Below are 15,288 nucleotides of genomic sequence, written 5' to 3' on the forward strand. Positions count from 1 at the left end.
GATTATTGGTAAGCTTTATTGTCAAATCGGGTGACATCGATTATTTTTTCTTCATCAATATCAAATGAAATCTCCACACTATCACCTACTACTGTAATGGGTAACTCTCCGGATACTTGGGTAGAACCTACAAATATTCTCGGATAATCTTTGATGGTGAAATAGTAAAAACTGTTACCATTTTTCACATCATTCTGAATTCGAGTAATCACAGATTTAATACTTTTTTTAGCTTCCGTACTACTCGGGTTTATTTTATTGCCGGAAGAGTTGTAGGCACTCTTGAAAGCCGTTAAAGTTTCTCTCATCGAGTTTCCAACGCCTACTATAGTATAATCGTTAATGGCTACCATCGCGTACATTTTGACCAAACCACCGTCATCTTTTAAAGTCATGACATAAGTGGGAATATTGTTGATGTTATAAGGGATGGGCAACGAAGCGCGATAACCCTTTTCTTGCACTTTCCCTTCAGCCGATTGCTGAGCGGCATATTCTGTAGCACCACTTTGTTTGTAAAAAGTGGTTTCTTTAGTTCGAGTATCGACTAAAACAAAACCAACAGCGCTCTCGTCGCTGCCTACTGAAGTCAATCCGGTGTACCAATACGAACGGTCATTTTTGCCGTAAACCAAAGTTAACCCTTCAGTGATTTGCAATTTATCACGGTTGGAAAAGTTCCAATAGCCGTTAATCAGTTCGCCCCAATCGTTCAACTGTTCTTCTATAATTACCGCAGGTTGAATGCGATCTACCCAGGCTGGTGTATCGGATATAGCATATTGTTGAATCGCTCCGGTTTGGGCATCTACCACTAAAACGCCGGTAGCATCTTTCCCCGAAAACCCGATTTCTTTTTGGTAAGTCGAAATCACCCAATACGGATTTCCTTTTTCGTCAATTTCAAAAACAAAATCTTCCAAACCGGTAGATGCATAACCGTTAAAATAAACATGTCTTTGAATATCGCTTTGGAAATAGGCTCCCGGTTGGTATTTTATTTTGAGTGGTTGGTTGTCTATCGTTTCTACCAATCTGACATCGCGTTCGTTAGTAGCTGAAACCATCACATAGCCCGGTGTTCCTTCTTGGTTGTTAAACCATTTGAAAAATCCGGAGTGCAACAATGGCGCCACCCAAAACAATTCGTTGTTGACTTTTTGTATCGAAAATCTCCCCAATTGAATCTGACTTCCGAGAGCCGGTTGAGAACCGATAATTTTTTCACCTAACAAATAAGCCAACTCCTGATCAACTACTCTGATTTTGTCCATAGAAATTGGTGCTATGTGTTTGGAAATCTCATTCCCTTTCTTCACTTCTCCAATCATTTTTTGATACTTGGAAGTGTACAAAAAGATGGCTGAAGTGATTAAAGGCAATATTGTTAAATAAACAAGAACAATTGCCATAGTCAAAAGTATCCACTTTTTGGGTCTTTGATTCACAATGAATTTCTTTCCGGCTTTGTCGGTAGTAATCCCTAAAGAGAATAAGAACAAGAAGAACAACAATACTAAAATAATGACGCCAACACTGTAAAAACCATAGTTAAGGACAGGCATTACTAAATAAATCAGTAAAAAGAAAAGAATCACAAACAGTAAATACTTTTTCATCGTTTTTTGGGTTTTAAGTTTAGCTATTTGACGTAAATCTACACCTTAAAGTTACAATTTCACCTGAGTTGTTCTTTATTCCGCAGTTATCCTTATTTTTGTCCTCTAATTTTATTTCTATGAAAGCATACGTATTTCCCGGTCAAGGCGCTCAATTCACCGGAATGGGCAAAGACCTATATGAAAATTCGGCTGTAGCCAAAGCGCTTTTTGAACAAGCCAACGAAATTTTAGGCTTCCGAATTACCGATATTATGTTTGAAGGCACTGCCGATGAACTCAAAGAAACCAAAGTAACCCAACCGGCCGTATTTTTACACTCGGTGATTTTGGCCAAGACGTTAGAAAATTTCCAACCCGATATGGTTGCCGGTCACTCATTAGGAGAGTTTTCTGCTTTGGTAGCCAATGGTACTTTGTCGTTTGAAGACGGCTTGAAGTTGGTTTCCCAACGTGCGATAGCCATGCAAAAAGCTTGTGAGATTACACCTTCTACTATGGCGGCTGTTTTAGGTTTAGACGATACAATTGTAGAAGACGTTTGTGCTTCTATTGATGGCGTTGTCGTAGCAGCCAATTACAACTGTCCCGGACAATTAGTAATTTCGGGCGAATTTACAGCCGTGGAAAAAGCTTGTGAAGCGATGAAAGCTGCAGGTGCCAAAAGAGCCTTATTATTACCGGTAGGCGGAGCATTCCATTCGCCTATGATGGAACCGGCCCGAGAAGAATTAGCCGCCGCTATTGAAGCCACTACTTTCCACACACCAAGCTGTCCGGTTTACCAAAACGTTACAGCCAGCGCCGTTTCTGATGCCAATGAAATCAAGAAAAACTTAATCATCCAGTTGACCGCTCCGGTAAAATGGACCCAATCGGTACAGCAAATGATTAAAGACGGTGCGACAAGTTTTACGGAAGTTGGCCCCGGAAAAGTTTTAGTTGGCTTAGTCAACAAAATTGATCGTGAAGTAGAAACGATTTCGGCTTAATACATTTCGAAAATAACTATAAAATACAATCCTCGTGAAACATTGATTTTACGAGGATTGCTTATTTTTGTGTACCATGAATACAATACGCGATATTTTACAGCAAACCGAATCGGCTAAAGTCATTGCCAACCACATTGACTATGCAGATTATGTAGCATTGGATTTATCGGTAACCAACACCAATTTAGCCGAACAATCCTTAACTTCCGCTAAAGATTATGAGCATTATATACAGTGTTATTTGGATAATCATCAGGCACAAATTGCCTTTGGCGGTTATAAAGAAACCCGAAATTTATACCAAAGAAGTACGGTTTTTAAAAACGAAAATACCGACGAGCGCAACATACATATCGGTTTAGACCTGTGGATAAACGAAGCCGCACCGATATATGCCGCTTTAGAAGGTAAGATTCACAGTTTTCAAAACAATGAAGCTTTGGGCGATTACGGTCCGACTATTATTTTAGAACACGAAATTGAAGGTTGTAAATTTCACACGCTTTACGGGCATTTGAGTTTAGAGAGTTTGAAAGATAAAAAAGTCGGGCAGCCAATAGCCAAAGGCGAACCAATTGCTGAATTAGGCTTGCCTCCTATAAACGGCGATTACGCACCGCATTTGCATTTTCAAATCATCATCGATATGGAAAACAAAAAGGGTGATTATCCCGGGGTTTGTAACTCAAAAACCTTGGCATTTTATTTGCAGAATTGTCCTGATCCTAATTTATTATTAAAAATTAAATAAAAATAAAAATGAAAAAGATTGTTTTATCCTTGGCCTTAGTAGCTTTATTAGCTTCTTGTAAAAACGAAACCCAAGAAAAGTTAGACGCCGCTAAAGATGCTTTAAAAGAAGAAGTGAACGAAACCATAGATTCTGCTACCATTAAAGCCAACATCAAAATCGATTCGTTAAAAGAAAAAACCAAAGCCAAAATTGACAGCGCCAAACTCAAAAGTGCTGAAAAAATGGAGGAAGCTGCTCAAAAGCTGAAAGAATCGGTAAAAAAATAAGTCAAAATCCCATGTGTAAGCGTGGGATTTTTTATTGTCGCTTATAGTTGGTTATGAAAACACCCAAAATAATCAATACCGTTGCTATTAGAAAATCGAAGGTGATTACCTCATCGAGCAACAACCAACCTAAGAACACGGCTATGGCTGTATTGAAATAATTCAAGACTGTAATTTGAATGGCCGAAACTCTTTTGAGCGCATAATGGTAAGCGAAAAACGCTATCACCGAACCGAAAACCGAAAGGTATAACGTTGCTCCGATACTGCGAGCACTCCAAGTACTAAAATCGACATTCGGGTTGAAAAGCAAAGCCAATACGAACTGCACTATAGCCGCTATAGAAAACTGATAAAATAAATTCAGCGCTATATTATTGGATTTGTGCGTGTGCATTTTGGTATATAAGGTTCCGAATGACCACGATAAAATGGCAATGCTGAGAAACAACACTCCGGTTTTATAATTCGGATCCAAAATATCACCTAACCCATCTCGAAAAATAAAAACTACACCCAAAAAGCCAATCAAAACCCCGATAAATCCTTTAAAGGTTGGTTTTTGCAAACCGGTAGCTGTACCGCCCAAAAAAACTACTAATGGTGAGAGCGCGCTTAGGATAGACGTTAGTCCGCTGGGCAAAGTTTTTTCGGCTATGGTAGTGAAACCATTGGCTACCACTATCATTAAAATAGCCGGAATAAATTGGAGTTTGAAGTTTTCCCAACCAATCCATGCCAATTCCTTTCTATATAATAAAATGGCCAAGACTATCAAGGCAGCCAATCCTTGACGGCTCGAAGTAATGTACCATTCCGGTATGGTTTCAACCGCTATCCGAATGCCCAAATAGGTGGTACCCCAAACTACTGCTACAATAAACAGACAGAAAAGCAGTTTGAAATCGGTTTTTGACGACATGAAAAACAAGGATTGGAAGCCGGATTAGCCTCTGATTTTTTGTTCCCATTTCCAGGCAGAAGCCAAACTTTCTTCCAAAGTCAATTCGGCTTTCCAACCCAAAACGGTATTGGCTTTATCGGTATTGGCATAAGCCGACGTAATATCGCCTTCTCTTCTGCCTACTATTTGATAAGGTAATTTTTGCCCGGAAACTTTTTCAAACGCTTGAATGACTTCCAATACTGAACTTCCTTTTCCTGTACCTAAATTGAAAGTTTCGACTTTTTCGGCGTTTTGCTTATCCAGTAATCGTTGCAAAGCCACCACATGTGCTTTGGCCAAATCTACCACGTGTATGTAATCGCGAATGGCTGTCCCGTCGGGCGTTGGATAATCGTTGCCGTAAACGGAGAGTTGCTGACGCAATCCCATACCGGTTTGCGTAATAAACGGCACCAAGTTTTGTGGAACACCGTTAGGCAATTCCCCAATTTCAGCACTTGGATGCGCACCTACCGGATTGAAATAGCGCAATAAAATAGCGTTGATATTGGTAACCTTAGCGGTATCAGTTATGATTTCTTCTCCGATTTGCTTGGTATTTCCGTAAGGTGACATAGCAGGCTGTACTGATGCGTCTTCTGTTATCGGCATTTTTTCGGCTTGTCCGTAAACGGTACAAGAAGAACTGAAAATAAAATTAGCTTCAGGAATTTGGGACAATTCTTGGAGAATGTATACCAAAGTATTCAGGTTGTTCTCGTAGTATAATAACGGATTTTCAACACTTTCTCCCACCGCTTTCGATGCCGCAAAATGAATTACACCCACCACATCTTTATGTTGGGCAAAAAACTGTTGAACAGCTGCTTTATCACGCAAATCAATATTTTGGAAAAACGGTTTGTAGCCAATGATTCGCTCAATTCCGTCTAAAACCGAAATAGAAGAATTGGATAAATTATCGATAATGACCGCTTCAAAACCGGCATTGTGTAACTCTACTACGGTGTGAGAACCAATAAAACCTAAACCTCCCGTTACTAAGACTTTTTTCATAATTAATTGAAGTATTCTAAAACACTGTCGGTGATGAATTTGATTTGCTCGTCATCAAGCTCGGTGTGCATTGGCAACGAAATTACTTCTTTCACCAACTGATTCGTTACCGGAAAATCTTCTTCTTTGTAACGAGCATCCGCATATGCTTTCTGGCTGTGCAGCGGAATCGGGTAATAAATAGCACATGGAATTCCTTTGGCTAATAGATGTTCCATTAAACCATTGCGGTCACCATCTATGATTCTCAAAGTATATTGATGAAAAACATGGCAATCACAGATATCACAAATACTTGGAGCAATGATATTTTTGTGTCCTTCAAAAGCAGCTGAATATTTTCGGGCCGCATTTTGACGGGCTTTGCCATACTCGTCTAAGAAAGGTAATTTGGCTTTCAAAACCCCCGCTTGAATACTGTCTAAGCGTGAATTCACACCCACCACATCATGATGGTAACGCACATACATCCCGTGATTTACAATCCCTCTGATTTTATGTGCTAAATCATCATCGTTGGTGAAAATCGCACCTCCATCGCCGTAACAACCTAAATTTTTGGAAGGAAAGAAAGAAGTAGAAGCTACATGCCCGATGGTTCCGGCTTTCTTTTTGGTACCGTCTGAAAATTTACAATTGGCGCCAATAGCTTGAGCATTATCTTCTATAACGTACAAATTGTGTTCTTTGGCTATGGCCATAATCGCCTCCATATTGGCAGCGCGACCAAACAAATGCACCGGCACTATCGCTTTTGTTTTTGGCGTAATGGCTTTTTTAATCGCTTCGATAGAAATGTTCATGTTTACGATGTCCACATCTACCAAAACCGGTGTTAGTTGTAACAAGGCAATCACTTCAACAGTAGCGGCAAACGTGAAATCGGCAGTGATGACTTCATCGCCCGGTTTTAAATCCAATCCCATCATGGCGATTTGCAAAGCATCGGTTCCGTTGGCGCATGGAATAACGTGTTTCACTCCTAAATAGGCCTCTAAATCCTTTTGAAACTCATGAACCAAAGGGCCGTTGATGTAAGTGGTGGTATCTAAAACTTCTTGAATAGAAGCATTAACAGTATCTTTTATTTTATCGTATTGACTTTTCAAGTCAACCATTTGAATTTTTCTCATCTTGTAAAAAATTATGCGTAGCAAAAGTAAGAAATTCTGAAGTAGAATTTCCTATTCGGTAAAAGAAACGTATTTTAGCGCATCAAATTTTTCGGGATGTTTTTATTGTACAATTTTATCGTACTGTTGGCTGCTGCTACCGTGAAGATTTTGGCCTTTTTTAGTCCGAAAATGAAGCTGTTTGTTAATGGGCGAAAAAACGTTTTTAAAACACTCAACGAAAAAATTACCGCTGAAGACAAAACGATTTGGTTTCATGCGGCTTCTTTAGGTGAATACGAGCAGGGATTACCGGTGATGGAGCAAATCAGAGCAAAATATTCTAACTACAAAATTGTATTGACGTTTTTCTCGCCTTCGGGTTATGAAGTCAGAAAAAACAATACTGTAGCTGATGTAACGGTTTACTTGCCTTTGGACACGGCATTCAACGCCAAAAAATTTATAGCATTGACGCACCCCGAATTGGTGTTTTTTATCAAATACGAATATTGGCCGAATTACCTCAAAGTCTTGAAACAAGCCGGCATTAAAACCTATTTGATTTCAGGGATTTTCAGGGAAAAGCAAGCGTTTTTTAAATGGTATGGTGGCTTTTACCGGAATGCTTTACAAACTTTTGATTTCTTTTTTGTTCAGAATGAAAGTTCCAAAAAACTACTGCAAAGTATCGGTCATCAAAATGTAAAGATTTCAGGTGATACCCGATTTGACAGGGTTGTTTCTATATTGGGACGCGATAAACGTTTGGATTTTATCGAAGCATTTAAAAACGATACTACAACTATTGTCATCGGAAGTTCATGGCCGAAAGACGAAAGTTTATTGGTTACATTTATCAATCAGTGCTCGAACGAGGTGAAATTTATTATAGCACCACACAACATCAAAGCAGAACAAATTGCCGACTTAAAAGCACAAATTACCAAACCTACGGTATTGTTTTCTGAAAAAGAAGGCAAATCGCTATCCGATTACACCGTTTTCATCATTGATACTATCGGAATTTTGACTAAGATTTACAGTTATGCCGACATTGCTTATGTGGGCGGCGGATTTGGTCATCCGGGCGTTCACAATATATTAGAGCCGGCTACTTTTGGCGTTCCGATAGTGATTGGCCCGAATTACAGTCATTTTGCCGAAGCCACGGCTTTAGTCAATATGGAAGGTTGCGTTACTATTACTAATCAGTATCAACTGAATGACGCCTTCAATAATTTGATTATGAATGCTGATATTCGCCACGAAAAAGGACACATTTGCGAAACCTTTGTCCAAATGAATAAGGGTGCAACAGCGGTGATTTTGGATCACATCAACAACAATTAACAAACAAACTCCTCAAATACAAACCAATGAAACACATGAAATTTTTAAGACTGCTTCTCCTCTTTATTGTTGTACAAGTTCAAGCGCAACAAGGCGGCATGTGGATTCCTTCTTTATTAAAAGGAATGAACGAAAGCGAAATGAAAAACTTGGGTATGAAAATTTCTGCCGAAGACATCTACTCGGTAAACCAATCCAGTTTAAAAGATGCCGTTCCGCATTTTGACGGTGGTTGTACGGCCGAGGTGATTTCAGACAAAGGATTAATTTTAACAAATCACCACTGTGGTTACGACAACATTCAAAGTCATTCCACCGTAGAGCACGATTATCTTACCAATGGCTTTTGGGCTTATAAAATGGAAGACGAATTGCCGAATAAAGATTTATTTGTGACCTTTATTGTTCGCATTGAAGATGTGACGGCTAAAGTATTGGAAGGCACGAGCAGCATTGCTTCGGAAAGCGACAAACAGAAAAAAATTCAAGAAAACATCAGTTTGTTAAGCAAAACATTGCCTAAAGAATCATGGCAAGAAAACAGCATTCGAACCTTTTTTGACGGTAACCAATACATTTTATTTGTAACAGAAACCTTCCGCGATGTCCGTTTGGTAGGAGCTCCGCCAAGCTCCATCGGTAAATTTGGTTCCGATACCGACAATTGGGTTTGGCCACGTCATACCGGTGATTTTTCTTTGTTCCGAATTTACGCCGACAAAGACAATAAACCGGCAGCTTATTCCAAAGACAATGTGCCTTACAAGCCTAAACACTTCTTCCCTATTTCATTGAAAGGATTAAAGGAAAACGATTTTACTATGGTAATGGGTTATCCCGGAAGAACCCAAGAATACCTTCCGGCAGTTGCAGTTGAGCAAATTATAAATACACTGAACCCGGCCAAAGTAGCCATAAGAGACGCTACTTTAAAAGTGCAAAACGAATTTATGCGTAAAGACAACGCCATCAAAATTCAGTATGCCTCCAAAAATGCAAGCATTGCCAATTCTTGGAAAAAATGGATGGGTGAAACCAAAGGTTTGAAAAAAGCCAATGCTGTGGGTGTAAAAAAACAATTTGAAGCCGATTTCCAACAAAAAGTTACGGCAGCAGGCAAAGAAACGGAATACGGCAATTTGTTAGCCGATTTTGAGAAGAACTATACTGAAATCCAAGAGTATGCTTTGGCCAGAGATATTTTCAGCGAGATTGCTCTGCGCAATACAGAAATTTTAAGCTTGGGCTACAAATTGTACCAATTGGAACAAATTTATAACACCAAAGGTGAACAATCTTTCAACGACCGTAGAAACAATTTAATTACCGGCTTGGGTGATTTTTACAAAGATTTTAATGCTAAAGTTGACGAAAAAGTATTTGAACAGTTAATCGCTATTTATACTGCTAAATACCCAAAAGCCTTTTTACCGGCTGAATTTGAAAATGTAAACGCCACGAATTTGGCTTCGGAAGTTTTCAATCAATCACAATTGGTTAGCTACGATAAAATCAAAGAACTACTTACCGGAGACAGCAAAACTGTTTTGGAAAAATTAAATAAAGACCGTGGTTTTCAGGTCATCAAAGCAATGGCCGACAGTCATTTGAAAAAAGTAGCGCCTAAATACGACGAAATTAACCTGAGAAACATCGCTACTCAAAGAACCTATATGAAAGCCATTATGGAATTGAGTCCTAAATCGGCACGAATCTTCCCCGACGCTAACAGTACATTGAGAGTAACATACGGTAAAATTAAAGGATACAAGCCGAGTGACGCAGTGGTTTACGAACCGTTTACTTATTTAGACGGCGTAATAGAAAAATACATTCCGGGCGACTATGAATTTGATGTACCTAAAAAGTTAATTGATTTATACAACGCTAAAGATTATGGCAAATACGGCGTTAACGGAAAAATGCCGGTAGCTTTTATTGCTACCAATCATACTACCGGAGGAAATTCGGGCAGTCCGGCATTAGATGCCAAAGGAAACTTGATTGGTTTGAATTTTGATAGGGTTTGGGAAGGTACGATGAGTGATATTTATTATTCTCCTGAAATTTGCCGAAACATTATGGTTGACTTGCGTTATGTATTGTTTATAGTAGATAAATTCGCCGGTGCCAAAAACCTAATTGAGGAAATGAAAATTATTTACCCTAAAGAAAGAAAATAATTTTACCAACATTTTTGTTCTGGCATGATTATTGCTAAATAAAAAGCGGAATTCAAAGATGATTTTTAAAAAAAGTTAAATAAAAGTTTTTCTGAATAAAAAAATTTATATCTTTGCTCCGAATTAATAATTAACCTTTTATAATTAAGTAAGATGAAAAAAGTATTTTTAAGTTTAGCTGTTGTTGCTACTTTAACTGTAGTTTCTTGTAAACAAGCTGACGCTGCTGCTGAGCCAGCTGCTGACACAACTGCTGTTGAGGCTGTTGATACTACTGCTGCTGTTGACACAACTGCTGCTGACACAACTGCTGTAGATACAACTGCTGCTGCTGAGAAAAAATAATTAGCAATAATTATTTCAAAAGAATCAAAGCCACGCATTGCGTGGCTTTTCTTATTTTATCCGGCAGCTAATCTTGAACTCCTCTCTCTTTTATATCTCCGAAAAAATAGCATCTCCTGAGGAAAAATCCAAAATCTCAGCCTGAGACGCATACTTTACAATTTCGTCTATCCCTTTTTGCATCATTAGCTCAGTTGAATATTTTCTACTGATTGCAAAAACCGCATCGTGTTTCATTACCTTAAAAAAGCACTTCCCTTTTGCGGTCTTAAATCTCAAAAAAGTAAATTCTTCAATTGCAGCTTTAAATTGCTCTATAGCTTCTTCGCACTCAAATCGCAACTCAAAGTTGGCACTGGTGAAAATCGGCTTCCCCTTTCGAGAAACAAATTCAAATTTATATTCGTCGCTTAATCGTTTACTGATTACAAAAGTACCCATTGAAGTTTAAAATCAGGTTAAAACAAAAAAGCCTCTAACTAAGTTAGAGGCCTTTGTACTCAGAGCGGGACTTGAACCCGCACGAACATTGCTGTTCACTGGATTTTAAGTCCAGCGTGTCTACCAATTTCACCATCCGAGCGTATTGGATATTGAGCGAAAAACGGGGCTCGAACCCGCGACCTCAACCTTGGCAAGGTTGCGCTCTACCAACTGAGCTATTTTCGCATTTCAAATTTTATAAGAACCGCAACACTTGCGCCGTATTGCGGATGCAAATGTAACACTAAAATTGAATTATACAAACCTTTTTTTGAAAAAAACTTTTCTAAAATCTAATTCACTGATTAGCAAAATCAACCGATTGATTATTTTTTCAACAACATTCTTTTTAACTCGTTTAACTTCATTAAAGCTTCCACAGGAGTTAACGTATTGATATCTAAATTCAGTATATCTTCTCTGATTTCTTCCAACAATGGATCATCCATATTGAAGATATTGAGTTGCATTTCATCTTTAGTTGATTTGATGGTATTTAAGGCATCACTCGAATGGTTTTTCTCCAACTTCTTCAAAAGCTTTTGCGCCTTTTGAATCACCATTTGCGGCATTCCTGCCATTTTAGCCACGTGAATACCAAAACTGTGCGCACTACCACCTTTAACCAGTTTTCTAATAAAAAGTACCGTGTCTTTTAATTCTTTAACCGACACATTGTAATTTTGAATTCGCGGCAATAACTCGCTCATTTCATTCAATTCATGATAATGAGTGGCAAAAAGTGTTTTAGCTCGAGCCGGATTTTCATGTAAAAACTCGGCAATCGCCCAAGCAATTGAAATACCGTCATAAGTACTGGTTCCGCGACCGATTTCATCCAATAACACTAAACTTCTATCGGAGATATTATTTAAGATAGAAGCTGTTTCATTCATTTCCACCATAAAAGTCGACTCGCCCATCGAAATATTATCGCTGGCACCAACTCTGGTAAAAATTTTATCCACCACGCCCATTCTCACTTTTTCTGCCGGGACAAAACTTCCCATTTGCGCTAAGAGAACAATTAAAGCAGTTTGTCTCAATATCGCCGATTTACCCGACATATTCGGACCGGTAATCATAATAATTTGCTGGGTTTCACGATCTAAAAATACATCGTTAGCCACATATGGAACACCAACCGGCAGCTGTTTTTCAATCACCGGATGACGACCATTGGTAATTTCTAACTCATAACTTTCATCAATTATCGGGCATACGTAGTCGTTTTCAATAGCCAATTGCGCAAAAGACGTTAAACAATCCAATTGCGCTATCAAATTAGCATTCAACTGCACTTGTTTGATGTAAGTGCCAATCCAAACAACCAATTGCTCAAACAAATGACTTTCGATTTGATGAATTTTCTCTTCTGCTCCGAGAATTTTGGTTTCGTACTCTTTTAATTCTTCTGTAATATATCTTTCGGCATTGACTAAAGTTTGCTTGCGAATCCATTCAGAAGGCACTTTGTCTTTGTGCGTATTTCGCACCTCAATATAATACCCAAAAACATTGTTAAAGGATATTTTAAGCGAAGAAATCCCGGTTCTTTCCGATTCTCTGATTTCAATACCTTCCAGAAATTCTTTCCCTGAAAACGCAATACTTCTCAATTCATCCAACTCGGCATGAACCCCAGAAGCAATGGCATTCCCTTTCGCAATAGATACCGGCGCTTCTTGATTTAAAGTAGATTTTATCTTCTCGCGCAACAAATCACAAGCGTGTAAATTATCCCCAATAACGCGAACCGCTTCTTGCTTACTTTCTAACGCAATGGTTTTTATCGGAATGATGGCATCTAACGATTCTTTTAAATAAATGACTTCACGAGGCGAAATTTTTCCGGTTGCCACTTTGGAAATCAAGCGCTCTAAATCGGAAATTTGTTTGATTTGGTATTGGATTTTTTGAAGGATTTCTTGGTTGTCTTTCAAATAAGTAACCACTTCGTGGCGCCCTTTTATCTTATTGACATCCTTTAAAGGCAAAGCCAGCCAACGCTTTAACAACCGCGAACCCATAGGCGAAAGCGTCTTATCGATTACATCCAAAAGCGTGACCGCATTTTGTGAATGACTGTGGTACAACTCTAAATTGCGAATGGTGAAGCGATCCATCCAAACATAAGCGTCTTCGGCTATGCGTTGGATATTGGTGATATGTTGCACCTTGTTGTGTTGGGTTTCCGACAAATAGTAAAGAATCGCTCCGGAAGCAATAATGCCGTCCAGCAATTCTTCAATTCCAAAACCCTTTAAAGAATTGGTTTGAAAATGATTTTGCAACGTTTCAACTGCGTAATCTTCTTTATAAACCCAATCTTCCAAATAAAACACATTAAAGTCTTCTCCGAAAGCCTCTTTAAATTGGTTTTTATTATTTTTCTGTATCAAAATTTCACTCGGACTGAAATTTTGCAACAACTTGTCAATATACTCCTCGTTGCCTTGTGCTGTTAAGAATTCACCGGTTGATACATCCAAAAAAGCCACGCCCAATTGTCGTTTACTAAAATAGACAGAGGCTAAGAAATTATTGGATTTGGCTTGCAAAACCTCATCGTTCATCGCTACTCCCGGAGTAACCAATTCGGTTACACCACGCTTGACAATGGTTTTCGTCATTTTCGGATCTTCGAGTTGGTCACAAATGGCCACACGAAGTCCGGCTTTTACCAATTTAGGCAAATAAGTATTCAAAGAATGATGTGGAAATCCGGCCAAGGCGGTTTCGCTATCAGACCCTGCCCCTCTTTTGGTTAAAACAATACCCAAAATTTTTGAAGCTCGAATCGCATCTTCCCCAAAAGTCTCATAAAAATCACCCACTCTGAACAACAAACACGCATCGGGATACTTTGCTTTGATCTCGTTGTACTGCTTCATCAAAGGGGTTTCTTTGACTTTACTTTCTTTAGATTTGCTTTCCTTGGCTGACAATGTAATTTGGATTTAATTAAATGAGATAGCGAATTTAAAAATTTAGGATGAATACCCTGCTAAAAAAATTAATTTAATATTAAGGCAAAAAAAAAGACAGGATTTTAAATTTTAAATAGATTTGCTTTAGAAACTTAAAAACATAATAAGATGAAAAAAATAATTTTACTTGCTGCCTTAGTTGCTTTTGGTGTTACTTCTGCCAACGCACAAGCAAAAAAAGCTGCTGCAAAACCGGCAGCCAAAACTGAAACTCCAAAAGTGGACGGACCTGGAATGTTATTTGAAAGTGAAACTATCGATTACGGTACTATTCCTGCCAACTCTGATGGTAAAAGAGAATTCGTATTTGTAAACAACGGTAATAAGCCTCTTATTATCGAAAGCACTCAAGGATCTTGCGGTTGTACAGTTCCATCAAAACCGGACAAACCTATCCAACCGGGAGAAAGAGGAGTAATTGGGGTAAAATATGACACTTCAAGAGCCGGACAACCTTTTACTAAAACGGTAACTGTAAAATCTAACGCAGTAGGTCAAGAAACTAAAGTTTTGACTATCAAAGGTAATGTATTGCCTGCTGAACCAAAAGTTGAGCCTACAAAAAGTTAATTGTACTTAATTATAAATTCGAAAGAGTCCCGATTAGTCGGGATTTTTTTTTGAATATCTTTGCCGTCCGTGACCTAAAGTCGAATATTTAAATCAGAAAAGATGCGAAAGCTTGAGAATAAAGAATTAGAACGCAAAACGGTAAGCGACTTTAAGCAAGCCGAAAAAACACCAATCATCATTATATTGGATGATATCCGCAGTTTGCACAATATTGGCTCTGTATTTCGAACAGCTGACGCCTTTTTGATTGAAAAAATTTACTTGTGTGGTATTACGGCAACCCCGCCACACAAAGAGATCCACAAAACAGCTTTAGGCGCAACAGAAACTGTGGCTTGGGAATATCAAAAAGAGGTTATCGAAGTAATTTCACAACTTCAAAAAAAAGATGTTAAAGTTTTTGCCGTTGAACAAGTAGAAAAAGCTGTTTTTTTACAAGATTTCAAAGTTGAAAAAGAAACAAAATACGCCTTAGTATTTGGCAATGAAGTTTATGGTGTGTCACAAGAGGCCATTGCAATTTGTGATGGTTCTATAGAGATTCCGCAATTAGGCACCAAACATTCCTTAAATATTTCTGTTAGTACGGGTATTGTGGTTTGGGACTTGTTTCAAAAACTAAGCTATTAACATCCTTTTAAGAAAATTTTAT

At 38.5% G+C, this 15,288-nt stretch carries 14 protein-coding genes and 2 tRNA genes; 8 read left to right on the forward strand and 8 right to left on the reverse strand.

Going from position 1 to position 15,288, the window contains the following annotated elements; translation table 11 throughout:
• Positions 1-2: 2 nt before the first annotated feature.
• Positions 3-1,619, reverse strand: a complete 1,617-nt coding sequence (locus tag ACJG85_RS01025; protein ID WP_412476721.1) for a hypothetical protein — start codon at positions 1,617-1,619, stop codon at positions 3-5.
• 119 nt (positions 1,620-1,738) lie between these two features.
• On the opposite strand from ACJG85_RS01025, the gene fabD reads away from it, so the two are divergent.
• From fabD to ACJG85_RS01040, 3 genes are all read left to right on the forward strand, one after another.
• The gene (fabD, locus tag ACJG85_RS01030; protein WP_409676471.1) at positions 1,739-2,611 is read left to right on the forward strand and encodes an ACP S-malonyltransferase; all 873 of its coding nucleotides are present in this window, start codon (positions 1,739-1,741) and stop codon (positions 2,609-2,611) included.
• 76 nt (positions 2,612-2,687) lie between these two features.
• Positions 2,688-3,365 carry a peptidoglycan DD-metalloendopeptidase family protein gene (locus tag ACJG85_RS01035; protein WP_412476722.1) on the forward strand — a complete coding sequence of 226 codons (678 nt, stop codon included), beginning with the start codon at positions 2,688-2,690 and terminating at the stop codon, positions 3,363-3,365.
• Positions 3,366-3,373: 8 nt separating this feature from the next.
• The gene (locus tag ACJG85_RS01040; protein ID WP_324690044.1) at positions 3,374-3,634 is read left to right on the forward strand and encodes a hypothetical protein; all 261 of its coding nucleotides are present in this window, start codon (positions 3,374-3,376) and stop codon (positions 3,632-3,634) included.
• Between the two features lie 31 nt (positions 3,635-3,665).
• Here the strand turns inward: ACJG85_RS01040 and ACJG85_RS01045 are convergent, their stop codons facing one another.
• From ACJG85_RS01045 to ACJG85_RS01055, 3 genes are read right to left on the reverse strand one after another with little or no spacing between them, the layout of a single operon-like run.
• The gene (locus ACJG85_RS01045; RefSeq protein ID WP_412476723.1) at positions 3,666-4,556 is read right to left on the reverse strand and encodes a DMT family transporter; all 891 of its coding nucleotides are present in this window, start codon (positions 4,554-4,556) and stop codon (positions 3,666-3,668) included.
• Between the two features lie 24 nt (positions 4,557-4,580).
• Positions 4,581-5,597 (reverse strand): UDP-glucose 4-epimerase GalE, encoded by a 1,017-nt coding sequence (gene galE / locus ACJG85_RS01050; protein WP_409676462.1) that lies wholly within the window; start codon positions 5,595-5,597, stop codon positions 4,581-4,583.
• Positions 5,598-5,599: 2 nt separating this feature from the next.
• Complete coding sequence (locus ACJG85_RS01055) at positions 5,600-6,730, reverse strand: DegT/DnrJ/EryC1/StrS family aminotransferase (protein WP_412464629.1); 1,131 nt, start codon at positions 6,728-6,730, stop codon at positions 5,600-5,602.
• Between the two features lie 96 nt (positions 6,731-6,826).
• Here ACJG85_RS01055 and ACJG85_RS01060 point away from each other — a divergent pair, with 96 nt between their 5' ends.
• From ACJG85_RS01060 to ACJG85_RS01070, 3 genes are all read left to right on the forward strand, one after another.
• A complete protein-coding gene (locus ACJG85_RS01060; RefSeq protein WP_412476724.1) occupies positions 6,827-8,062 on the forward strand; it encodes a 3-deoxy-D-manno-octulosonic acid transferase in 1,236 nt (411 codons plus the stop codon).
• 35 nt (positions 8,063-8,097) lie between these two features.
• Positions 8,098-10,245 carry a S46 family peptidase gene (locus ACJG85_RS01065; protein ID WP_412476725.1) on the forward strand — a complete coding sequence of 716 codons (2,148 nt, stop codon included), beginning with the start codon at positions 8,098-8,100 and terminating at the stop codon, positions 10,243-10,245.
• Positions 10,246-10,398: 153 nt separating this feature from the next.
• Complete coding sequence (locus ACJG85_RS01070; RefSeq protein ID WP_412464632.1) at positions 10,399-10,590, forward strand: hypothetical protein; 192 nt, start codon at positions 10,399-10,401, stop codon at positions 10,588-10,590.
• A 90-nt stretch (positions 10,591-10,680) separates the two neighbouring features.
• Here the strand turns inward: ACJG85_RS01070 and ACJG85_RS01075 are convergent, their stop codons facing one another.
• The 4 genes from ACJG85_RS01075 to mutS all read right to left on the reverse strand — a co-directional run bounded on the left by ACJG85_RS01075 (position 10,681) and on the right by mutS (position 13,967).
• Positions 10,681-11,031 (reverse strand): DUF1508 domain-containing protein, encoded by a 351-nt coding sequence (locus ACJG85_RS01075; protein ID WP_412464633.1) that lies wholly within the window; start codon positions 11,029-11,031, stop codon positions 10,681-10,683.
• 56 nt (positions 11,032-11,087) lie between these two features.
• A tRNA-Leu gene (locus tag ACJG85_RS01080) sits at positions 11,088-11,173 on the reverse strand.
• A 13-nt stretch (positions 11,174-11,186) separates the two neighbouring features.
• Positions 11,187-11,259, reverse strand: a tRNA-Gly gene (locus ACJG85_RS01085).
• A gap of 140 nt (positions 11,260-11,399) precedes the next feature.
• Complete coding sequence (gene mutS, locus ACJG85_RS01090; protein ID WP_412477199.1) at positions 11,400-13,967, reverse strand: DNA mismatch repair protein MutS; 2,568 nt, start codon at positions 13,965-13,967, stop codon at positions 11,400-11,402.
• 204 nt (positions 13,968-14,171) lie between these two features.
• On the opposite strand from mutS, the gene ACJG85_RS01095 reads away from it, so the two are divergent.
• Positions 14,172-14,633, forward strand: a complete 462-nt coding sequence (locus ACJG85_RS01095) for a DUF1573 domain-containing protein (protein WP_412476726.1) — start codon at positions 14,172-14,174, stop codon at positions 14,631-14,633.
• Between the two features lie 102 nt (positions 14,634-14,735).
• The gene (locus ACJG85_RS01100) at positions 14,736-15,266 is read left to right on the forward strand and encodes an RNA methyltransferase (protein WP_409676306.1); all 531 of its coding nucleotides are present in this window, start codon (positions 14,736-14,738) and stop codon (positions 15,264-15,266) included.
• The last annotated feature ends 22 nt before the right edge of the window (positions 15,267-15,288 follow it).

The sequence above is a fragment of the Flavobacterium mekongense genome (assembly GCF_047038255.1).
In the GTDB taxonomy this organism is placed as follows: Bacteria; Bacteroidota; Bacteroidia; order Flavobacteriales; family Flavobacteriaceae; genus Flavobacterium; species Flavobacterium mekongense.